General features: G+C 68.9%; 18 protein-coding genes. 10 read left to right on the top strand and 8 right to left on the bottom strand.

Going from position 1 to position 22,318, the window contains the following annotated elements; translation table 11 throughout:
* Position 1: 1 nt before the first annotated feature.
* Both AB0L71_RS25200 and ssd read right to left on the bottom strand, forming a co-directional pair.
* Entirely contained in the window at positions 2-1,150 is a 1,149-nt protein-coding gene (locus AB0L71_RS25200) for a TadA family conjugal transfer-associated ATPase (protein WP_365247030.1), read from the bottom strand.
* Positions 1,147-2,208, bottom strand: a complete 1,062-nt coding sequence (ssd, locus tag AB0L71_RS25195; RefSeq protein ID WP_365247028.1) for a septum site-determining protein Ssd — start codon at positions 2,206-2,208, stop codon at positions 1,147-1,149. The genes AB0L71_RS25200 and ssd overlap by 4 nt, the downstream gene beginning before the upstream one ends.
* On the opposite strand from ssd, the gene AB0L71_RS25190 reads away from it, so the two are divergent.
* Together AB0L71_RS25190 and AB0L71_RS25185 are read left to right on the top strand one after the other, a co-directional pair.
* Positions 2,134-2,385, top strand: coding sequence for a hypothetical protein (locus AB0L71_RS25190; RefSeq protein WP_365247211.1), 252 nt, complete (start codon positions 2,134-2,136; stop codon positions 2,383-2,385). The two genes, ssd and AB0L71_RS25190, sit on opposite strands and share 75 nt — an antisense overlap.
* Positions 2,386-2,772: 387 nt before the next feature.
* Positions 2,773-3,609 (top strand): HAD-IB family hydrolase, encoded by an 837-nt coding sequence (locus AB0L71_RS25185; RefSeq protein ID WP_365247026.1) that lies wholly within the window; start codon positions 2,773-2,775, stop codon positions 3,607-3,609.
* 572 nt (positions 3,610-4,181) lie between these two features.
* Here the strand turns inward: AB0L71_RS25185 and AB0L71_RS25180 are convergent.
* Positions 4,182-5,006, bottom strand: a complete 825-nt coding sequence (locus tag AB0L71_RS25180) for an oxidoreductase (RefSeq protein WP_365247024.1) — start codon at positions 5,004-5,006, stop codon at positions 4,182-4,184.
* 102 nt (positions 5,007-5,108) lie between these two features.
* Between AB0L71_RS25180 and AB0L71_RS25175 the strand changes: the two genes are divergently transcribed.
* From AB0L71_RS25175 to AB0L71_RS25145, 7 genes are all read left to right on the top strand, one after another.
* A complete protein-coding gene (locus AB0L71_RS25175; protein WP_365247022.1) occupies positions 5,109-6,104 on the top strand; it encodes an ATP-binding protein in 996 nt (331 codons plus the stop codon).
* A 915-nt stretch (positions 6,105-7,019) separates the two neighbouring features.
* The gene (locus AB0L71_RS25170) at positions 7,020-9,920 is read left to right on the top strand and encodes a SulP family inorganic anion transporter (RefSeq protein ID WP_365247020.1); all 2,901 of its coding nucleotides are present in this window, start codon (positions 7,020-7,022) and stop codon (positions 9,918-9,920) included.
* A 316-nt stretch (positions 9,921-10,236) separates the two neighbouring features.
* The gene (gene acs, locus AB0L71_RS25165; protein WP_365247018.1) at positions 10,237-12,234 is read left to right on the top strand and encodes an acetate--CoA ligase; all 1,998 of its coding nucleotides are present in this window, start codon (positions 10,237-10,239) and stop codon (positions 12,232-12,234) included.
* A gap of 288 nt (positions 12,235-12,522) precedes the next feature.
* Complete coding sequence (nhaA, locus tag AB0L71_RS25160; protein ID WP_365247016.1) at positions 12,523-13,929, top strand: Na+/H+ antiporter NhaA; 1,407 nt, start codon at positions 12,523-12,525, stop codon at positions 13,927-13,929.
* A 53-nt stretch (positions 13,930-13,982) separates the two neighbouring features.
* A complete protein-coding gene (locus AB0L71_RS25155) occupies positions 13,983-14,516 on the top strand; it encodes a phage holin family protein (protein ID WP_365247014.1) in 534 nt (177 codons plus the stop codon).
* 215 nt (positions 14,517-14,731) lie between these two features.
* Complete coding sequence (locus AB0L71_RS25150) at positions 14,732-15,676, top strand: alpha/beta hydrolase (protein ID WP_365247012.1); 945 nt, start codon at positions 14,732-14,734, stop codon at positions 15,674-15,676.
* A gap of 106 nt (positions 15,677-15,782) precedes the next feature.
* Complete coding sequence (locus AB0L71_RS25145; RefSeq protein ID WP_365247010.1) at positions 15,783-15,986, top strand: hypothetical protein; 204 nt, start codon at positions 15,783-15,785, stop codon at positions 15,984-15,986.
* A gap of 147 nt (positions 15,987-16,133) precedes the next feature.
* Here AB0L71_RS25145 and AB0L71_RS25140 read toward each other — a convergent pair whose 3' ends face one another.
* From AB0L71_RS25140 to nth, 3 genes are all read right to left on the bottom strand, one after another.
* Complete coding sequence (locus tag AB0L71_RS25140) at positions 16,134-17,339, bottom strand: MarP family serine protease (protein WP_365247008.1); 1,206 nt, start codon at positions 17,337-17,339, stop codon at positions 16,134-16,136.
* Between the two features lie 87 nt (positions 17,340-17,426).
* Positions 17,427-18,158, bottom strand: a complete 732-nt coding sequence (locus AB0L71_RS25135) for a CoA pyrophosphatase (protein ID WP_365247006.1) — start codon at positions 18,156-18,158, stop codon at positions 17,427-17,429.
* A gap of 62 nt (positions 18,159-18,220) precedes the next feature.
* Positions 18,221-19,147 (bottom strand): endonuclease III, encoded by a 927-nt coding sequence (gene nth / locus AB0L71_RS25130; protein ID WP_365247004.1) that lies wholly within the window; start codon positions 19,145-19,147, stop codon positions 18,221-18,223.
* A gap of 374 nt (positions 19,148-19,521) precedes the next feature.
* On the opposite strand from nth, the gene AB0L71_RS25125 reads away from it, so the two are divergent.
* Positions 19,522-20,196, top strand: coding sequence for a Crp/Fnr family transcriptional regulator (locus AB0L71_RS25125; RefSeq protein WP_365247002.1), 675 nt, complete (start codon positions 19,522-19,524; stop codon positions 20,194-20,196).
* Between the two features lie 204 nt (positions 20,197-20,400).
* Here the strand turns inward: AB0L71_RS25125 and AB0L71_RS25120 are convergent, their stop codons facing one another.
* Both AB0L71_RS25120 and AB0L71_RS25115 read right to left on the bottom strand, forming a co-directional pair.
* On the bottom strand, positions 20,401-21,255 hold the full coding sequence (locus tag AB0L71_RS25120; RefSeq protein ID WP_365247000.1) for an MBL fold metallo-hydrolase: 855 nt from the start codon (positions 21,253-21,255) through the stop codon (positions 20,401-20,403).
* Positions 21,252-22,160: an NUDIX hydrolase gene (locus AB0L71_RS25115; RefSeq protein WP_365246998.1), complete on the bottom strand. Its 909-nt coding sequence runs from the start codon at positions 22,158-22,160 to the stop codon at positions 21,252-21,254. Before AB0L71_RS25115 ends, AB0L71_RS25120 begins: the two co-directional genes overlap by 4 nt.
* Positions 22,161-22,318: the final 158 nt, after the last annotated feature.

The following is a 22,318-nucleotide window of genomic DNA, read 5'->3' as shown; positions in this document are numbered from 1 at the left end:
CTCACAGCGCACTCCCGATCAGCGACCGAAGCCGCACCCAGCCCCGCTCCTGCACGAACCCGTCGGCGCCCCAGCGCAGCGCCGGCACGGTCACCACCAGCCCGGCCGCGTCCCGCGCCAGAACCTGCATCTCGGCGATCCGCCGCTGCCCGGCCCGGTCCCGCACCAGATGGACCACTACCGACAGCGCAGCTGCCAACTGACTGTGAAGTGCCGTCCGGTCCAGGCCCGCCGCGGTACCCAGGGCCTCGAGGCGGGCCGGGACGTGCTCCGCAGCATTGGCATGGACCGTTCCGCACCCGCCTTCATGCCCCGTGTTCAGCGCGGCCAGCAGTTCGGTGACCTCAGCACCCCGCACTTCCCCGACCACCAGTCGGTCGGGCCTCATCCGCAGCGCCTGCCTCACCAGGTCCCTCAAGGTCACCCGCCCCGCCCCTTCCTGGTTGGCGGGGCGGGACTCCAGACGCACCACATGCGGGTGGTCCGGCCGCAGCTCCGCCGAGTCCTCGGCAAGCACGATCCGCTCGCGCTTCCCGACCGCGCCCAGCAGACTTGAGAGAAGGGTCGTCTTCCCGGCCCCCGTTCCCCCACTGATCAAGTACGAGGCCCGGGCCTGCACCAACGCCCTCAGGATCCGGTCACCGCCCGGCGGCACGGTCCCCGCCGTGACCAGCTCCGCCAGCGAGAACGCCTTGGGCCGCACCACCCGCAGGGACAGGCACGTCGAACCGACGGACACCGGTGGCAGCACCGCGTGCATACGAGTCCCGTCGGGCAGCCGCGCGTCCACCCAGGGCCGGGCATCGTCCAGTCGCCGTCCCGCCACGGCCGCGAGACGTTGTGCCAGCCTGCGTACCGCGGCAGCGTCCTGGAAGGTCACCCCGGTGAGTTCGAGCCCGCCTCCCCGGTCCACCCACACCCGGTCCGGCGCGGACACAAGGACGTCGGTCACGGCCGGGTCGGCGAGCAGCGGCTCCAGCAACCCGGTCCCGACCAGCTCGCCACGCAACTCATCTGCTGCATCGAGCACTTCGGCGTCCCCGAGCAGCCGCCCCTGCGCCCGGAGCGCGGCCGCGACACCGGCCGGGGTCGGCGCCGCACCGCTCTGCGCCAGCCGCTGCCGTACGGCATCGAGCAGTGTCTCGGTCACGACGCACCCCCACCGATATGTCCCCCGGCCCTCTCCGGGGCGAGCGCTCGTTCCCAGAACGCCGTGCAGAACCTGGCAAGAGGAGAACGCGCACTGCTCGCGGGCGGTGCGCCGCTGTCCTGTGCTTCCAACAATCCTGCTTCGAGAGGGAGTTCACCGACCAAGGGCAGCCCCAGCGCCTGCGCCACCCACCGCTCGTCGAGACCTGCCGCATACGGGCCCCGGACGACCACCCGCAGGTCCTCCAGGACCATCCCGGCCATGGCTGCCACCCGCTTCGCCGCGGCGACTGCGCGAAGTTCTCCGGGAACCAGCAACAGCCCGAGGTCCAACTGTGCGAGCGCCTCGGCGGCCGATTCGTCGAGGCTGCGCGGCAGATCGACGACTACCACCCCGCCGAGCCTGCGCGCCGCGGCGAGCACGGCCTGTATGGCCTGTGCCGGAATGACGACCGTGTCGTCGCGCCCCCAGCTGAGCACCCGCAGACCGTGGAGTGCGGGCAGGGACTCCTCCAGTGCGCCTCCGCCGACCCGCCCCTTGGAATGAGTGAAATCCGGCCACCTCATCCCCGCGGCCCGTTCGCCACCGAGCAGCACATCGATGCCCCCACCGAGCGGGTCGCCGTCGATCAGCATGGCCCGCCGACCGGCCCTGGCCGCAGTCACCGCGAGAGCACAGGCCAACGTGGACGCACCGGAGCCGCCCCTTCCGCCGATCACCCCGATGGTGAGCGCCGGGCTGCCCACCCCCTCCGCCGCATTGGCGATCTGGTCGACGAGCCACCCCTCCGCATCGGGAAGCCTCAGCACGTATTCGGCCCCGATCTCCACGGCACGGCGCCAGATGTCCGGGGCCTCCTGGTCCCGCCCGACGAGCATCACACCGCACCTGCGAGCTGCTCCGCGGCACCGCCGGGCGGCATCGTCCCCCACGAGAACCATCGGGGCCCGATCCCAGCTGCCTCTGCGTTCGGGCAATGAGTGATGAACTTCCGGTTCCGCTCCGGCGGCCGCACACAGCCGGAGCAGATCGTCGAGGAGTTCCAGATCCTCGGTCACGATCAGCGGACCACCCCGCCGCACTTCAACAGTCGGCAGACGATCCCGCGCGATGGAATCGACCACGTTCTCCGCCCCCCTTCTCGCTACACCTTCATCATGGTTCACGGTGATCTCGAAACGTTCCGAGATCGGCGATTCCACAACCCGCGGACTTCGCGGCTGGAATCACCATGAGGCGCTGCGGAAAATCGTGTGGATCTTGCTAAAAAACTGTGGACAACTCCGCCGTTGTGAATATCTCCGTCACCCATACCGGCGACTCCCGGGAGCAGCCCTTCCGCTACGGAACGTGACGACCCAAGATGGTGGGACGGCGCAAGAGGCCGGCCATCACGGCACGAATCGGAGGAAGAATGCTTGATTCCGTGCGACAGAAGCGCGTCCGGACATGCGACGACCCCCGCCGGGGGGGAGAGCGGGGGTCGTCCCCACGGCCGACTCGGGGGGGGAGGAGCCGGACCGGGTTAGCACGGTCGCGAACGATCCGTGACTTCCATGGTGTACCCGACAGCCTTCTCAGGCAAACCCACGCGCCAGGGTTTACGCCGAATGGTGGGCCCTATGCTCTGCCTTGTGGAAAACCGCTTCCTGCCGCGCACGGCAGCCTTCTTCGACCTGGACAAGACGGTCATTGCGAAGTCTTCGACACTGGCCTTCAGCAAGTCCTTCTACCGAGGCGGACTGATCAACCGCCGCGCCGTACTGCGCACTGCGTACGCACAGTTCGTGTTCCTTGCCGGGGGCGCAGATCACGACCAGATGGAACGGATGCGGGAATATCTCTCCTCGCTCTGCAAGGGCTGGAACGTCCGGCAAGTGAGGGAAATCGTCGCCGAGACTCTGCACGATCTGATCGATCCGCTCATCTACGACGAAGCGGCGACGCTCATCGAAGAGCATCACACCGCCGGGCGTGATGTGGTGATCGTCTCGACCTCTGGCGCCGAGGTCGTCGAGCCGATCGGCGAACTGCTCGGCGCCGACCGCGTAGTCGCCACTCGAATGGTGGTCGGGGACGACGGCTGCTTCACCGGCGAAGTGGAGTACTACGCATACGGGCCGACGAAGGCCGAGGCGATCAAGGCACTCGCGGTATCGGAGGGGTACGACCTCGCCCGCTGCTTCGCCTACAGCGATTCAGCGACCGATGTACCGATGCTGGAGTCGGTCGGCCACCCGCATGCGGTGAATCCGGACCGCACCCTGAGGCGCGAAGCGACCCTCCGCGAGTGGCCGATTCTCGTCTTCAACCGACCTGTCCGACTCAAGCAGCGGCTGCCCGCACTCTCGCTCCCACCGCGTCCGGCGCTGGTAGCCGCTGCGGCGCTGGGCGCAGCCGCTGCCACCGCAGGACTGGTCTGGTACACCTCCCGGCGCCGCACGGGAACCTCCGCCTGACGCACTGCCGGGGCATGCACAAACCGATGATGCGCCGTCCGGGCAAGTCCGGCACGCCTACCGAACTCCACCGGGCGGCCCGGAGGACGGGATCGAGCAAGGGCGATCAGCCCTCTGCCCCCTCCCCTGACCCACATGCCCCGACTCGCCCGTAATTGAACCTAAAAGTAAAGAAGTGTGCTCTGCACTACCACTGACCCCAGCGCTGGAGTACAAAGGACTCAACGGCCCGCGAGACCAAGGACATCCGAGAGGATGACCTGTAGCTCAGAGAAGGCCCCACGGACCGAGCATGAAAACCGAGCACCCACGCGACGTCGACCCGTCGATTACGGGCCAGCCGCACCAGGGAGCGGGCAAAGTCCCCGACCTGATGGGCACGATCGAGGACGCATGGTAACTGGGTAGACATGCCAGCGGCGGTACCGAAGACGGTACCGCCGCAACCCTTTTACAAGGCAGCGAAGTTACGGCGTCGTGCCCCACCGGAATCGTCGCACCACTCACCACAGCGGAGTGGCCCATCCGCCGCATCTCGGGCACTCACACCGATCCCGCAGCCCCGCCACCCCTTACGCGGCGCCGCGCTGCAACGCCTCGCAAACCGCCGTCGATTCCCTGACACCCAGCTCCACGGCGCGCCCGCAATGCGCGATCCAGGCCGCCATTCCCTCCGCCGTCCCTGACAGGTACCCCTCGAACGCAGCGACGTACGCCACCCTCCCCTGCTCGGCATGCCCCACCTCGGCAGGACAGATCGACTTGGGGTCGAGTCCGCTCCCGATCAGCACAATCCGCTCGGCGGTACGCGCGACGAGACCGTTGAAGGAGCCGAAGGGACGCAGGGCCAGCAGTTCACCGTGCACAACCGCGGCAGTCACCAGGGCGGGTGCCGAGGTGCCCGAAAGGATCAATCCGGAAAGCCCTTCCAGCCGCCCGGCCATCTCCTCGGCATCCGGCAGCGGCGCTTCGACCAGCGGCTCGTCCACGGATTCACCCGCCAGCCGAGGCCGACCGACAGCGTCATCGGGGGTCGCACCGCCGGCCGCAACCAGGTGCAGCCGGGCCAGGACACGCAGGGGTGACTGCCGCCAGATGGAGAGCAGTTGACCCGCTTCGGCAGTGAGCCGCAGAGCTGCACCGATCACCTGCGCCTCAGCATCACCGCTGAAGTCACTACGTCGGCGCACTTCCTCCAGATTCCAGTCCGCGCCCGACAGCGCTGCCGAACCACGGGCGCCGCGCAGCGCCGCTTCGGCAGTGACCTCATTGCTGCGGCGCCGCATGACACGGTGACCGTAGACCCGGTCGACGGCCTTGCGTACGGAATCCACCGCATCGGCGACACCCGGCAGGGCACCCAGGGCGGCGAGCGGATCAGAGGCAGTCGTACTCATAAGTAGCGAGGCTACGCGCCCCCTGTGCCGATACTCACCGGGAGTGGCCTTCTTCACGAAGTCCGACAGCGCAACGCAATCATGCCACTACCCTAGGTGAACATGAAGATCGCTTTCGTAGGGAAGGGCGGCAGCGGCAAGACGACGCTGTCCTCGCTCTTCATCCGCCATCTCGCCGCCAATGAAGCCCATGTCGTCGCAGTGGACGCCGACATCAACCAGCACCTCGGAACCGCTCTCGGCCTGGACGACCACGAGGCTGCGGCACTGCCCGACATGAGCGCCCAGCTGCCCCTGATCAAGAAGTACCTGCGGGGCAGCAATCCCCGGATCACTTCCGCCGAGACGATGATCAAGACGACTCCGCCCGGCGAGGGATCACGGCTCCTGCGGGTGCGCGAGGACAACCCGATCTACGACACCTGCGCCCAAAGAATCCGGCTCGACGACGGGGAGATCCGGCTGATGACCACCGGAACGTTCACCGAGTCGGATCTGGGCGTGGCCTGCTACCACTCCAAGGTCGGGGCGGTCGAGCTGTACCTCAACCACCTTGTCGACGGCCCCGACGACTATGTCGTCGTGGACATGACGGCAGGTTCGGACTCCTTCGCTTCCGGGATGTTCACCCGCTTCGACATCACGTTCCTGGTAGCCGAACCGACCCGTAGAGGCGTGTCGGTCTACCGCCAGTACAAGGAGTACGCAAGGGACTTCGGGGTCGCATTGCGGGTCGTCGGCAACAAGGTCCAGGGCCCGGACGATCTCGACTTCCTGCGTGCCGAGGTGGGCGATGACCTGTTGGTGAGTGTCGGGCACTCCGACTGGGTGCGGGCGATGGAGAAGGGCCGCCCCTCCCGCTTCGAGCTGCTGGAGGCGGACAACCGAATGGCCCTCCAGACGCTGCAGAATGCCGCGGAGGATTCGTACGGGCAGCGCGACTGGGAGCGCTACACGCGACAGATGGTGCACTTCCACCTGAAGAACGCGGAGAGCTGGGGCAATGCGAAGACGGGTGCAGACCTGGCCGCCCAGGTCGACCCCGCCTTCGTGCTCGATGAGCGGTACGTGCAGGTCGGCGCCCCCCAGCCGGCCTGACGCGTCGACCACCGGTCGGGAGACGGCATCGCTCCGGCAGGAAGCGCCGTTGCCGCCCCCGCGGCAACGGCGCTTCCCTTCCGGGCGCTGCGGTTTCCGGGCGCTGCGACACCTTCCGGGGCGCCTGCCTCGCCGGCCATGCGGTAAGTGCAAGGGCATGCGGTTCGGTGGCCGCGCATGGCCACCGAACGCGATCGCCGAATGTTGCCGCGCGCTCCGGGACGACACTCCGCCATCAGGTCGGCGGCCGGCCCGATCCGCGCCGGATACGGCATGAGCCCTGCCCCGCCCGGCGCTCGGCACATGTGCGTCCCACCTCCGGGGTCCAGACTCCGTCGAGGAAATCGCCCGCTCGGCCGGATCCTGGGTGGCGGCGAGCGCGCCGAGCCTCACCGGCACCTCCGGGCCCTGCGCATCCGGCCAGTCGGCCAGTTGCCGGACGGAGCGGCGCGAACAAAGGCCTGGGTCAGGCCATCGCGCGTTTCCATGACCCCCCTCGCACCCGTGGCGGCGACACACCCGAATGCGTGGTGACCGGGATCCCCTACACGCGCCCCCTCCCCTTCTCCGACGCCTGACTACGCGGCAGAGGCCCAGTGGGCCGCGTTCGGGAATCCGTACCGGAGAGGCATCAACTCAAGCCCTCCCATGCGGACATATGCACGGACGTACCGATTCAGCCCCCGCGAGATCACACACAGCAGCATCAAAATCACGACAGTATTTCGTAGGAAAAGAACCTCAATCGCTTGAATGGGTGATTGAGCTGCCCATTCAGCCTCAAACATAGACACCCCTCTTTACTCTCCATTACGATCTATTTACTGAGAGTTGAGATATCCCGCCGCTGCACGCCGTGACCCACGGCCGCGTCCCCACGTTCCGCGACCGCGCTGCCCCGGAGGAGACGGGAACATGTCCACCTGCGCCCCCACTCGTCATGACCACACACCTCCCGGTGCGCACCCACCCGGTGCCTCGGGAATCAAGCGTCCACACGGCCCGCCGACATCGCCACGTGGCGGAAGGTTCCGCATCGCGGGCTCGGACCTGTCCGCATCGATCACCGTCTTTCTGCTTGCCGTTCCGATGTCTCTCGGCCTCGCCGTGGCCATGGGTGCTCCGTTGACGGCCGGTCTCATCTCCGCCGCGATCGGCGGCATTGTCGCCGGTCTGCTCGGCGGCACACCTCTCCAGGTCAGCGGCCCGTCCGCCGGACTGACCGTGGTCACAGCCGAGTTGATCCAGATCTACGGCTGGCGTACCACCTGTGCAATCACCATCGGCGCCGGCCTTCTACAGATCCTGCTTGGCTCGCTGCGGGCGGCGCGCACCGCCCTCGCTGTCAGCCCGGCCATCGTGCACGGCACCCTCGCCGGCATCGGCGTGGCCATCGCACTCGCCCAGCTGCACATCGTGCTCGGCGGCTCCCCCAGGAGCTCGGCCGTCGCCAATGTCCTCGCTCTACCAAGCCAGTTGGACCAGGTAAGTCCGGCTTCCCTGTTGATCGGCGCGCTGACCATTGCCGTCCTGCTCCTGTGGCCACGGGTTCCAGGGCGGGCCGGTCAAGCACTGCGGCGAATTCCGGCTGCCCTCGCCGCGGTGGTGACCGCGACAACAGCGGCTGCGATCACGGCTCCTGGGATCGCCCGGGTCGACCTGCCGTCCTGGCGCACACACGTCCTGCCGGATACCCCACACGGCCCTGCACTCGCCATGATCACTGCTGTGCTCACGGTGATGCTGGTGGCCAGTCTGGAGTCGCTGCTCTCTGCGGTCGCGGTGGACAAGCTGTCGGCCGACCGCGCCGGCGAGCTCAACGCCGCCCGGTCGAGGGCCGGATCGGCGTCGACACACGTATCGGGCTCCTCCGTGGACTCACCGGTCACCCGAGAGAACGGGGCGCCTGCCGCCTCCGGTTCGAGTTCGAGTTCGAGTTCGGGTTCGAGTTCGGGTTCGAGTTCGGGTTCGAGTTCGGGTTCGAGTTCGGTATCGGCTTCAGGCCCTGCGTCTCCCTCCGCCTCTGCACCCGCCGCCTCTGCGCCTGCGGCCGCCTTCAGGTCGGGCTCACCGCCCCCATCGGACCCACCGGTCAGACGTGCCGATCTCGACCGTGAGCTGCGCGCCCAGGGCATCGCCAACACGCTGTCCGGATTGGTGGGCGGGCTGGCGGTGTCCGGCGGTGCGGTGCGCAGTTCGGCGAATGTGCGGGCCGGTGCGACAAGCCGCGCCTCCACCGTGATGCACGGCGTATGGGTGGTACTTGCCTCCGTGCTGCTGGTTGCCGTTCTGGAGTGGATCCCACTGGCCGCACTCGCTGCACTGGTCATGATGGTCGGCATCCAGATGGTGAGCTTCGCCCACATCCGCAATGTTCACAAGCACCGGGAGTTCCCGGTCTACGGGGCGACGATCAGCGGCGTTGTCCTCTTCGGTGTACTCAAGGGTGTGGTGATCGGCATCGCGGTCGCGGTGGCCGTTGCTCTTCACCGGCTGACCCGGACAAGGATCACCGTGACCGATCAGAATGGTCAGTATCTGGTGGTCGTACGGGGACAGTTGACTTTCCTCGCCGTGCCCCGGCTCAGTCGGGCACTCGGCCAGTTGCCTCAGGACGGGGATACCGTCGTCGAACTCGACGGCTTCTTCATGGACCATGCCGCATACGAGGCGATCCAGGGCTGGAGCACCGCCCAGAGGGCCCACGGCGGTCAGGTCGTCTTCACCGGCCGGTTCGGAGGGCGGATCGCCGAGCCGGCGTCGGCGACGCATTCCTGCTGCCGTCCCTGGACGCCATGGCGCAACCACCACTGTCACGACCAGCCCGAACAGGCGCTTGAAGCCCACGGCACCCACCTCGTCACGCGTCTCGCCAAGGCCCCCGCCATCAACCTCAGCACAGACGCAACCGCGGACCTCAACAGGAAACCGGCCTCGGACACCGGCGAGAGCCCGGCCCTCGACCACAGCTCCGGCCACGGCCGCGCCGAGAACCGCTCGCGCGAAGCCCCCACTCCCGGATCCCGCGCCGCTGCCGAACCGAGCAGCTCGCCCACTGCCACCCCGCCCCGACCGGCCGGTACTCGCCTTTTCAGCGGCCTGAGTTCCTTCCAGCGGAACACCGCTCCGCTGGTACGGCAGGAGCTGGCCCGGCTGGCCCGCGAGGGCCAACGCCCCTCTCAGCTCTTCATCACCTGCGCCGACTCCCGTCTGGTCACCAGCATGATCACGGCGAGCGGTCCGGGAGACCTCTTCACCGTGCGGAACGTCGGCAACCTGATTCCTCTGCCGCACGACGATTCGAGTGACTACTCGGTGGGCGCCGCGATCGAGTACGCGGTGGAAGTGCTGAAGGTGGAGTCCATCACCGTCTGCGGACACTCCGGTTGCGGAGCAATGCAGGCGCTGCTCGACACCAGGCCCTCCCCGGACACTCCCCCGACATCCTTGTGGCGCTGGCTGAGACATGGACTGCCGAGCGTGGAGCGTGTGTCCTCCCGGCATCGCGCCTCGGTCCGGATCTCCGACCGGCCGTCGGCAGACACACTGGAACAGCTCTGCCTCACCAATGTGGTCCAGCAGTTGGACCATCTGCGGGCTTACGAATCGGTGGCGCGGAGGCTCGGCGAGGGCACGCTCCAGTTGCACGGAATGTACTTCCATGTCGGCGAGGCGCAGGCTTATCTGCTGGCCGAGGGAGCCGGCGCCGGGCCCGCACCCGGCGAGGTGTTCGACCGCGTGGACCCTGGTGATTCCAACGCCGTAACCGATCCCCACGCCCTGACCGGCACCACACCGACGACCACCGCACCCTGACCGACCCTGCCCCCGACCGATGCACGTACACGCACGCGCAGGCCCACTGCCGTGCCGGGTGTTCCATCCGGCACGGCAGTGGGAACGTACTCGCGTCTGAACCGGAATCGTCCCCGGGCCGTGAGACCTTGTGGTCCCGCCTCCACACCTCTCTCCGCACCGCCTCGTCTCGCGCCGCTTCGCCCTTCGGCGCAGCGCACTGCGCCGAGCCGAGCCGGTTCCCCCGTGGAGGCGGAATCGTGCCCCTATACACGAAACACAGGTCTAAACCAATTTCGAGCAGACACTTGTCACCCGGCCCACGGCCTGATGAGCTATGCCTCGGGACACAACGGACACCCTGGGAATGGGAGATGTCGTGAGCAACGAAAGCCTGGCCAATCTGCTCAAGGAGGAGCGGCGGTTCGCACCGCCTGCCGATCTGGCCGCCCATGCCAACGTCAAAGCGGAGGCATACGAGCAGGCCGAGGCGGACCGGCTGGGCTTCTGGGCCGAGCAGGCCCGTCGCCTGACCTGGGCCACGGAGCCGACCGAGACGCTCGACTGGAGCAACCCGCCCTTCGCGAAATGGTTCGCGGACGGCCAGCTCAACGTCGCGTACAACTGCGTGGACCGCCATGTCGAGGCCGGCCATGGCGACCGGGTCGCCATCCACTTCGAGGGCGAGCCCGGCGACAGCCGCGCCATCACCTACGCCGATCTGAAGGACGAGGTCTCCCGCGCCGCGAACGCCCTCACCGAGCTCGGTGTCCGCAAGGGCGACCGGGTCGCCGTCTATCTCCCGATGATCCCCGAGGCCGCCATCGCGATGCTGGCCTGCGCCCGCATCGGCGCCGCGCACTCGGTGGTCTTCGGAGGCTTCTCCGCCGACGCCATCGCCGCTCGCATCCAGGACGCCGACGCGAAGGTCGTCATCACCGCCGACGGTGGCTACCGCCGCGGCAAGCCGTCCGCGCTCAAGCCCGCGGTGGACGATGCCGTCTCCCGTATCGACAACGTCGAGCATGTCCTCGTGGTGCGGCGCACCGGCCAGGACACCGCCTGGACCGAGGGCCGCGACGTCTGGTGGCACGAGATCACCGGTCGGCAGTCCGCCGAGCACACCCCCGAGGCTTTCGACGCGGAGCAGCCGCTCTTCATCCTCTACACCTCCGGCACCACGGGTAAGCCGAAGGGCATCCTGCACACCTCCGGTGGCTACCTCACGCAGGCTGCGTACACGCACCACGCGGTCTTCGACCTGAAGCCGGAGACCGATGTCTTCTGGTGCACCGCCGACATCGGCTGGGTGACCGGTCACTCGTACATCGTCTACGGCCCGCTGGCCAACGGCGCGACGCAGGTCATGTACGAGGGCACGCCCGACTCCCCCCACCAGGGACGCTTCTGGGAGATCGTGCAGAAGTACGGCGTCACGATTCTCTACACCGCGCCGACCGCGATCCGTACGTTCATGAAGTGGGGTGACGACATCCCCGCCAAGTTCGACCTGAGCAGCCTCCGGGTCCTGGGCTCGGTCGGTGAGCCGATCAACCCCGAGGCCTGGATGTGGTACCGCAAGCACATCGGCGCCGACAAGTGCCCGATCGTGGACACCTGGTGGCAGACCGAGACCGGCGCGATGATGATCGCGCCGCTGCCGGGCGTCGCGGAGACCAAGCCGGGAAGCGCCCAGCGCGCCCTGCCCGGTATCTCCGCCACGGTCGTCGACGACGAGGCCAACGAGGTTCCGAACGGCGGGGGCGGCTACCTCGTCCTCACCGAGCCGTGGCCGTCGATGCTCCGCACCATCTGGGGCGACGACCAGCGCTTCATCGACACCTACTGGTCGCGCTTCGAGGGCAAGTACTTCGCGGGCGACGGCGCCAAGAAGGACGAGGACGGCGACATCTGGCTGCTGGGCCGGGTCGACGACGTGATGCTCGTGTCCGGGCACAACATCTCGACCACCGAGGTCGAGTCCGCGCTCGTGTCCCACCCCTCGGTCGCCGAGGCCGCCGTGGTCGGCGCCGCGGATGAGACGACCGGCCAGGCCATCGTCGCCTTCGTGATACTGCGCGGCAGCGCTTCCGCCTCCGACGAGCTCGTCGCGGAGCTGCGCAACCACGTGGGCGCCACGCTCGGCCCGATCGCCAAGCCGAAGCGGATCCTCCCTGTCGCCGAACTGCCGAAGACCCGCTCGGGCAAGATCATGCGGCGACTGTTGCGTGACGTCGCCGAGAACCGTGAGCTGGGTGACGTCACGACGCTCACCGACTCCTCGGTGATGGACCTCATCCAGACCCAGCTGCCGTCGTCCTCCTCCGAGGACTGACCGCAGCAGGACCCGCCACAGCGGACGGAACCCAACGGGCCCGCCACAGCGGACGGAACCCAACGGTCCCACCGCAGCGAGTACGTCCACCGGGGGCATCCGGCAACGAGCCGGGTGCCCCCGGGCATCCAGGGCGAAGATCAACGGACGGTTCCCCGCGCACCACCGGTACAGTGGCAGTCGTATCAACAAGGCAATAAGAGATCTTCACAGGGTGTGCCGGGAAGTCTGGTCGGCAAGTGCATCAGCCATGCCATCGCTGCCGTACCGACCCGGAGGTCCTCACTCGTGGCCGCGCCCGCCCCCACCCCGTCTCCCTCCCGCCGCACCTTTCTCGGGCGCCTGCCCCTCCCTGAGCGGAACTTTCTCGCGGACGCCCTGCGCACCGAGACCGTCGGCGGCGTCATCCTGCTGGTCGCCGCGATAGCGGCCCTGCTGTGGGCGAATGCGTTCGGATCCAGTTACTCGGCCGTCAGCGAGTTCCACTTCGGGCCCGGGCAGCTCGGCCTCAACCTCTCCGTGGAGCACTGGGCCGCGGACGGACTGCTCGCGGTGTTCTTCTTCGTCACGGGCGTCGAACTCAAACGGGAACTGGTCGCGGGCGAACTGCGCGACCCCAAGGCTGCCGTCCTCCCGATCGCCGCCGCACTGTGCGGTATGGCGGTCCCGGCTGTCGTCTACACACTCGTGACGCTGACCGGCGGGGGTTCCACGAGCGGCTGGGCCGTGCCCACCGCCACCGACATCGCCTTCGCCCTCGCCGTACTCGCCGTCATCGGCACCTCGCTGCCCAACGCGCTGCGCGCCTTCCTGCTGACCCTTGCGGTCGTCGACGACCTCTGCGCGATCCTGATCATCGCGGTCTTCTTCACCGAGCAGATCAACTTCATGGCGCTGATCGGCGCTTTCGTCGGCCTCGCCGTCTTCTACCTCCTGCTGCGCTGGAATGTGCGCGGCTGGTACGTCTACGTACCGCTGGCACTGGTCATCTGGGGCCTGATGTACAACAGCGGCGTCCACGCCACCATCGCCGGTGTCGCCATGGGGCTGATGCTCCGGTGCACCCCACGGGACGACGAGACCCGTTCCCCCGGCGAGCGCATCGAGCACCTGATCCGCCCGCTGTCGGCCGGTGTCGCCGTGCCGCTGTTCGCTCTCTTCTCAGCCGGTGTCTCCCTCTCCGGCCACGCACTGGCGGGCGTCTTCACCCGGCCCGAGACGCTCGGTATCGTCCTCGGCCTCGTCGTCGGCAAGACCATAGGCGTCTTCGGCGGTACGTGGCTGGTCACCCGGTTCACGAAGGCGGAGCTGAGCAAGGACCTGGCCTGGGCCGACGTCTTCGCGGTGGCCGCCCTTGCCGGGATCGGCTTCACCGTCTCGCTGCTCATCGGGGAGCTGGCCTTCGCCGGTGACGAAGCCATGATCGACGCGGCCAAGGCCTCCGTGCTGCTCGGCTCCCTGATCGCCGCCCTCTTCTCCGGTGTGCTGCTCAAGATCCGGGTACGCAAGTACCAGGCACTGCACGAGGCGGAGGAGCTCGACGAGGACCAGGACGGCGTACCCGACGTCTACGAGCAGGACGACCCGGAGTACCACCTGCGGATGGCCGCGATCTACGAGAAGAAGGCTGCCGAGCACCGCCGCCTTGCCCGACTGGCGGGGGCAGCGCGCAGCAAGCCGGACAGTCCGGCATGATCTGACACCAGATGTGTAGCGCAGGAGCGCAGAAACAGGAGAGGGAGTCAGGGATGAGTGACCCCGGCAACAACGCGGGCAGCACCGACCGCAGTCTCGGGCAGTTGGTCGCCGCGGCGACGGCTGAGATGTCCGCACTGGTGCACGACGAGATCGCCCTGGCCAAGGCCGAAGTGCGGCTGGACGTCAAGCGCGGCGTCACCGGGAGCGTGGTGTCCATCATCGCGGGCGTCCTGCTTCTGTTCTCGATCCCGGTGCTGAGCTTCGCGGCGGCGTACGGAATCCACAACCTGGGGCTCGGCCTGGCCTGGTCGTTCCTGATCGTGGGCGTCGCGTTCATCGTGCTGGGGGCGTTGCTCGGCCTGTTCGCCCTCGCCAAGTTCAAGAAGGTGAAACCGCCGGCCAAGTCCATCGCTTCGGCCAAGCAGACGGCGTCCGTGCTGCAGGGCGTCAAGCCGCACCCGAGGCCCGCTGTGGCGGCCGGGGAGAGCCATCCGGCTGTCACGGGCGGCACCCGGACGGGCAAGGCTCTGGAGCAGGCACCGGTCAAGGACAAGGCGTCCGCTGTGGCACGCTCGTCCGCATGACGGTCCCCGATTCCAGCGCATCCGACCCGGTAGGCCCGGAAGGCCGGACAGGCCCGGAGGACCGGGCGCAACCGGAACACCGGGCAGAAGACCGGGCACACCCGGAAGACCGAGCGGGCAAGGAGAGCCTGACCTGCCCGGCCGACCGGGCCGACCCGGACGGCTCGGACCGCACTGGCCGCCCGGACCCGGCGGCTCCCACGCCCCCTTCCGGCTTGCCGGATTCCCCCGGGCCGGCCGGTTCCGGCGAGCCGGTGCGGATCGACGGGCCGTGGACCCATCGGGACGTGGCGGCCAACGGCGCCCGGTTCCACATCGCCGAACTCGGCGAAGGCCCTCTGGTGCTGCTGCTGCACGGCTTCCCGCAGTTCTGGTGGACCTGGCGTCATCAGCTCACCGCGCTGGCCGAGGCCGGCTTCCGTGCCGTGGCCATGGATCTGCGCGGGGTCGGCGGCAGTGACCGCACGCCCCGTGGCTACGACCCCGCCAACCTGGCACTCGACATCACCGGTGTGATCCGCTCGCTCGGTGAACCGGACGCCGCCCTGGTGGGTCATGACATGGGTGGCTACCTTGCCTGGACCGCCGCGGTGATGCGACCGAAGCTGGTACGCCGCCTCGTGGTCTCGTCGATGCCTCATCCGCGTCGCTGGCGCTCCTCGATGCTCTCCGACTTCGCCCAGTCCCGCGCAGGCTCGTACATCTGGGGCTTCCAGCGCCCGTGGGTGCCGGAGCGTCAGCTCGTCGCGGACGACGGAGCATTGGTGGGTCGGCTGATCCGCGACTGGGCGGGCCCCCGGACCCCTGAGTTCCCCGACGACGCGACGGTCAGCATCTACCGGCGCGCGATGTGCATCCCGTCGACGGCCCACTGCTCGATCGAGCCGTACCGCTGGATGGTGCGCTCGCTGGCCCGCCCGGACGGAATCCAGTTCAACCGGCGCATGAAGCGACCGGTGCGGGTACCGACACTGCATCTGCACGGTTCACTCGATCCGGCGGTCCGCACACGGAGCGCGGCGGGGTCCGGCGAGTATGTCGAAGCGCCGTACCGTTGGCGACTTTTCGACGGTCTGGGGCACTTCCCCCATGAGGAGGATCCGGACGCGTTCTCGACCGAACTCATCAACTGGCTCAAGGATTCCGAGCCCGATCGGTAGCTGTGCGGACCCGGTTGTCCACCGAACAGCCACTTGCCCGGCGCATAGGCCAATTGGCTGACGGACGGGCGGTTACCGACCATGGGGCACGGGCAGACGTCGAGGTATGGGCTGGACGTACGACTTCGGTGACGCAACACGCAACCGTCGCTCGACCGCTTCGGCGAGTCCGAGCACTCATGAGGGGGGCACTCCCCAGGGCCAGGTACACGCCACGCATGTCCTGCATGATCCCCAGCTGGGCATTCCGTGCATTCTGCGCCGAAGGGCCCGCTGGGTCTCGGCACGGCTGCGCCATCCACGCGGTTGATGTCCGCTCCCGCCCGGTCGATGAGCGTTCACCGGCCGGGCGGGGCTTCCGTTCCTTCCCGGACTGCCACGCGGCAGTGCCGTGCTGTCCGGGCCCTCGTCCGGCGGAGTGGCGCCGGACGGATTCCCGTGCCTGCCGGGGTGGGGCTCAGAGCGCGCACCCCTGGCTGTCGACCTCCTGGGTGGCGGATCGGCCATGGGCGATGTCCTGGCGGATCTCGTCGGCGGTCAGCGCGTAGCCGGTATGGGCGTCGTCGAGCGACTTCGCGAAGACGACTCCGTACACCTTGCCGTCAGGGGTCAGCAACGGTCCACCGGAGTTGCCCTGACGGACGGTCGCGAAGAGCGAGTACACATCGCGGCGGACGGTGCCCCGGTGGTAGATGTCCGGACCGCTGGCGTCGATGCGCCCCCGGACGCGTGCGGCCCGTACGTCGTACGAGCCGTTCTCCGGGAAGCCCGCGACGATGGCGCTGTTCCCCGTGACGGCGTCGTGATCGGTGTCGGTGAACTGCAACGGCTTCGCGTCGAGTTCCGGTACGTCGAGTACGGCGATGTCCCGCTGCCAGTCGTAGAGGACGACCTTCGCGTCGTACAGCCGCCCCTGGCCGCCGATCTGGATGGTCGGCTCGTCGACACCGCCGACGACATGGGCATTGGTCATCACACGGCGGTCCGCGAAGACGAAGCCGGTGCCTTCGAGGACCTTGCCGCAACTCGGCGCCGTACCGACGACCTTGACGATGGAGTTCTTGGCACTCGCCGCCACGGGACTGCCGGCCAGCGCCGGGTCCGGGGCCTGGACCTCGGTGATCGGCTCGTTGGCGAAGGGGCTGAACACCTGCGGGAAGCCGTTCTGGGCGAGGACCGAGGAGAAGTCCGTGAACCAGGTGGATGCCTGAGCGGGCATCACCCGGGAGATGCCGAGCAGAACGGAGGAATTGCGCACCTCCTTGCCCAGGGTGGGCAGTGAGGTACCGGCCAGCGCGGAGCCGATCAGCCAGGAGACCAGCAGCATCGCGACCACATTGACCAGGGCACCACCGGTGGCGTCGAGGGCACGCGCGGGCGACCACGTGATGTACCGGCGGAGCTTGTTCCCGAGGTGGGTGGTGAAGGCCTGCCCCACCGAGGCGCAGACGATCACGATGACGACGGCGACGATGGCCGCTGTCGAGGAGACCTCGGAGCCGTTCGTCATCTGGTCCCACAGGACCGGCAGCAGATAGATGGCGACGAGGCCACCGCCCAGGAACCCGATCACCGACAGGATGCCGACGACGAACCCCTGGCGATAGCCGATGACCGCGAACCACACGGCGCCGGCCAGCAGCAGGATGTCCAGCACGTTCACCGTCAATAGCCTCGCAGATTCGTCACCGGGCCCGTTTTTCGACTGGGTCCGGGCAGGACCGGACAGCGCAGCACGGGAGTCAGCCTGTCATGCGCGCCAGTCGAGCGGCACCTGCCTGGAGGTGTCCCACGGAAGCTCCCAGCCCGCGAAGTGCAGGATCCGGTCGATCACGCCGGCCGTGAAACCCCAGACCAGGGCGGATTCGACCAGAAATGCCGGACCTCGGTGCCCCCTCGGGTGGACCGCGGTCGCACGGTTGGCCGGATCCGTGAGATCCGCCACGGGAACGGTGAAGACCCGGGCCGTCTCACCCGGATCGACGACGCCCACCGGGCTGGGCGACCGCCACCAGCCGAGTACCGGAGTCACGACGAAACCGCTCACCGGGATGTAGAGCCGGGGTAGCACCCCGAAAAGCTGGACACCGCTGGGATCGAGGCCGGTCTCCTCCTGGGCCTCCCGCAGAGCGGCCCTGAGCGGCCCCGTGGTGGCCTGGTCGCCGTCCCCCGGGTCCAGGGCGCCGCCGGGAAAGGACGGCTGCCCGGCATGGGAACGCAGGCTTCCGGACCGCTCCATGAGGAGCAGCTCAGGACCGCGCTCGCCCTCTCCGAAGAGGACGAGCACGGCGGACTGCCGCCCTGTGCCGCTCTCGGGCGGCAGGAAGGCACTGAGCTGCCTCGGCCGGATCGTCCGCGCGGCGCGGGCGACGGGGTCGAGCCAGTCGGGCAGCCCCTGGGTCGTGACGGTGACGGCGGCCTCGTGGCCTGCGGTGGCCGCGCGAGCGGCCTGTTCGTGCGTGCTCTGATCGTGTGTCTTCATCGGCACCCCTCGTCTCACAACGCCTGTCGCCACGCATTTCGTTCCGGCGCGGGCGTCGTATGTCAGCCGGCTCCCCGGGCTGGTGCGGGTCTGCCCGGGTAGTCCGGCGGAGGGTTCAGCCGCTGACCGGGCTGACCACCCATCTCGTACTTCAGCAGCTTCCTGGCCTTGTCCGGGTCCGTCTCGCCCTCTCCGTACGACGGGCAGAGCGGGGCGATGGGACAGGCGCCGCAGGCGGGTCTGCGGGCGTGGCAGATGCGACGGCCGTGGAAGATGACACGGTGCGAGAGCATCGTCCACTCGCTCTTCGGGAAGATCGCGGCGATCTCGGCCTCGATCTTCTCGGGGTCCTCCTGATCCGTCCACTTCCAGCGGCGGACCAGACGTGCGAAATGGGTGTCCACCGTGATCCCCGGCACGCCGAAGGCGTTCCCGAGCACGACATTGGCGGTCTTGCGACCGACTCCCGGGAGCGTGACGAGATCGGCGAGCCGGCCCGGCACCTCTCCGCCGAACCTGTCCCGCAGAGCCACGGAGAGGCCTATCAGCGACCTGGCCTTGGCACGGAAGAAGCCGGTGGGCCGAATCAGCTCTTCCAGTTCCTCCGGAACAGCCGCGGCCATGTCCTCGGGGGTGGGATAGGCGGCGAAGAGCGCGGGAGTGGTCTGGTTGACCCTCAGATCGGTGGTCTGGGCGGAGAGAACCGTGGCGACGAGCAGTTCGAAGGGGTTCCTGAAGTCCAGCTCGGGGTGGGCGTACGGATAGAGCTCGGCCAGCTCGCGATTGATCCTGCGGGCCCGGCGGACCATCGCCAGGCGGGATTCCCGTGGGGTGCCGGCCTTCCCGCCCGATGCGGCGGTGGACTTCGACTCCGTCCGTGCGGCGGACTTCGACGCGGTCCGTGCGGCGGGCTTCGCGGCAGGCTTGGCCGCAGACCGCTTGGGAGGCTTGGCCGCGGACCGCCCAGCAGGCTTGGCCGCGGGCTTCACAGCAGGCTTGGCCGCCGGCCCCGTCGAGCTCTTCTCTCCCGCCTCTCCGGTCCCCGGAAGCTTCTCACCAGTGGGTCGATTTGTCGCCTTTTTCGGGCGACGCGCACCTTGTTCGCCCACAGCGGAATCACGGCCTTCCGACACCCCATCAGCCCCTCTGGCCTGCGCTCTCACCGGCGAATTGGACACCCGCCCAGCCTAGGGCCACGCACTGACATTCGCCCCAGTCACCGCGCCCGCACCCCCGATCGGCCCCCCTGCCTCACGGTTCGGCACGTCCGTGCGTCAAACTGGTTTGTGATTGATCGCACTGTTTTACCGTCCGGCATGATGGGGACCACGGTTCCCTGAACAGGCCGACAAGGAGAGATTTCGTGGACGACGTTCTGCGGCGCGCCCCGCTTTTCGCGGCGCTCGATGACGAGCAGGCCGCGGAGCTCCGCGCCTCGATGAGTGAGGTGACCCTCGCGCGCGGCGACGCGCTCTTCCACGAGGGCGAACCGGGCGACCGCCTCTACGTGGTCACCGAGGGCAAGGTGAAGCTCCACCGCACCTCCCCCGACGGCCGCGAGAACATGCTGGCCGTCCTCGGCCCCGGCGAGCTGATCGGTGAGCTGTCGCTCTTCGACCCGGGACCGCGCACCGCCACCGCGACCGCGTTGACCGAGGTCAAGCTCCTCGGCCTCGGCCACAGCGACCTCCAGCCCTGGCTGAACGCCCGCCCCGAGGTGGCCACGGCCCTGCTGCGCGCCGTCGCCCGCCGACTGCGCAAGACCAACGACCAGATGTCCGACCTGGTCTTCTCGGACGTACCGGGCCGCGTCGCCCGCGCCCTCCTCGACCTGTCGCGTCGTTTCGGCGTCCAGTCCGAGGAAGGCATCCACGTCGTCCACGACCTGACCCAGGAAGAGCTGGCCCAGCTGGTCGGCGCCTCCCGCGAGACGGTCAACAAGGCACTCGCCGACTTCGCCGGACGCGGCTGGCTGCGCCTGGAGGCGCGCGCCGTGATCCTGCTGGACGTGGAGCGCCTGGCGAAGCGGTCCCGCTGACGCCGGTCCGCCCCGATCGGACACCGTCTCCATACGCATCCGAGGCCCTGCTGCGCAGCAGGGCCTCACGCGTGCCCGCCCGGAACCACTCCTCCTGGACCTGGCTCTCCGGCACCGGCCCGCCCCAGGAGCCTCCTGTGGATCCTGCCGGGCTCGCGACGACTGCACGGCCGCTCCCTGACCCTCCTGGCTCGCAAGCGACCCTCAGGAATTCCGTCCCGGACCCTCCTGGATCAGTCCGTGCTCGCTCAGGTACTCCAGTTGCGCCAGCACCGAGAGTTCCGCCGCCGGCCACAGGGACCGGTCCACATCCGCGTACACCTGAGCCACCACCTCGGCCGCCGTCCGGTACCCCGCCTCGACCGCCGTCTCCACCTGTGCCAGCCGGTGCGCACGGTGCGCGAGGTAGAACTCGACCGCGCCCTGCGCGTCGTCCAGCACCGGACCGTGACCCGGCAGCACCGTGTGCACGCCGTCGTCGACGGTCAGCGAACGCAGCCTGCGCAGCGAATCGAGATAGTCGCCGAGCCGCCCGTCCGGGTGCGCAACGACCGTCGTGCCGCGCCCCAGGACCGTGTCCCCCGTCAGCACCGCATGGTCGGCAGGCAGATGGAAGGAGAGCGAGTCCGCGGTGTGCCCGGGAGTCGGCACGACGTGCAGCTCCAGGCCTCCCGTGGTGATCACGTCGCCCGTGGTCAGCCCCTCGTCACCGAGGCGCAGCGCCGGGTCCAGGGCGCGCACCTTCGTACGGGTCAGCTCGGCGAAGCGCGCCGCGCCCTCCGCGTGGTCCGGGTGCCCGTGGGTGAGCAGGGTGAGCGCGATCCGGCGGCCCGCCCGCTCGGCGGTGTCGATGACGGCCCGCAGATGCGTGTCGTCCAGCGGGCCGGGATCGATGACCACCGCGAGATCGGAGTCGGGCTCGGCGACGATCCAGGTGTTGGTGCCGTCCAGCGTCATCGGCGAGGCGTTGGGCGCGAGGACGTTGACGGTCCGGGCGGTGGCCGGACCGGACAGCACTCCGCCGCGGGGCTGCCCTGGCAGTGCGGTCGCCTCGCTCATGGGGCACCGTCTCCCGCATCGCCGGTGCCGGCCGGCCCGTTCGGGATGTGCTGGGTGAACTCGTCGTGTCCCGGCCAGCTCAGCACCAACGCGTCGCCCTCCAGCCGCGCCTGTGCAAGTACCGGGGTGAGGTCCTGGGAGTCCGCCGCCTTCAGGACCTCGGCCGCGGTGCCGTACGGGTTCAGGCTCCGCAGCGTCGACACGGTCGGCGGCATCATGAGCAGCTCGCCTCTGTCGTACCCCTCGACGGCCTCTGCGGGCCCGATCCACACCGTGCGGTCGGCCTCCGTGGAGGCGTTGCGGGTGCGCTGTCCCTCGGGGAGCGCGGCGACGAAGAACCAGGTGTCGTAGCGGCGCGGTTCGAACTCGGGGGTGATCCAGCGCGCCCAGGCGCCCAGCAGATCGGAACGCAGCACCAGGCCGCGCCGGTCCAGGAACTCCGCGAAGGACAGCTCCCTGGCGACGAGCGCCTCGCGCTCGGCCTCCCAGTCGGCGCCCGTGGTGTCGCTGACGACCGTGTCGGCGGTCGGCCCGGCCAGGAGGACACCAGCCTCCTCGTACGTCTCACGGACCGCCGCGCAGACGATGGCCTGCGCCTCGGCCGGCGTATCGACTCCGAGCCGCTCGGCCCAGCTCTCCAGCGCGGGCCCGGACCAGCCGACGAGCCGGTCGTCGTCGCGCGGGTCGACTCCGCCACCCGGATAGGCGTACGCCCCGCCGGCAAAAGCCATGGAGGCGCGGCGACGCAGCATGTGGACGGCAGGGCCGGCTCCGGTGCCCTCGGCAGGGTCCCGGAGCAGCATCACGGTGGCGGCCCTCTTCGGGGTCGCGGCCGTCAGCTCGCCTGCGGCGAGTGCCCGGATCCGGTCGGGCCATTCCGGCGGGTACCACTGACCATGGGACATGGCTGGAGGCTATCCGGAACCGCGACGATGTTCGAGAGGCACGTTGATCCGTACATGCCCCGTACACAGGTGGTCCCGTCCGGTCGTGTGAGGAGCGGAAGGGCGGCGTTGTGCCCGACCGAGACCCGCTCGCCGACCGTGACGGGGAATCCGGGGTC

The sequence above is a fragment of the Streptomyces sp. NPDC052052 genome (assembly GCF_040680455.1).
Lineage (GTDB): Bacteria > Actinomycetota > Actinomycetes > Streptomycetales > Streptomycetaceae > Streptomyces.
This window is presented reverse-complemented; position numbering and strand designations above follow the sequence as displayed.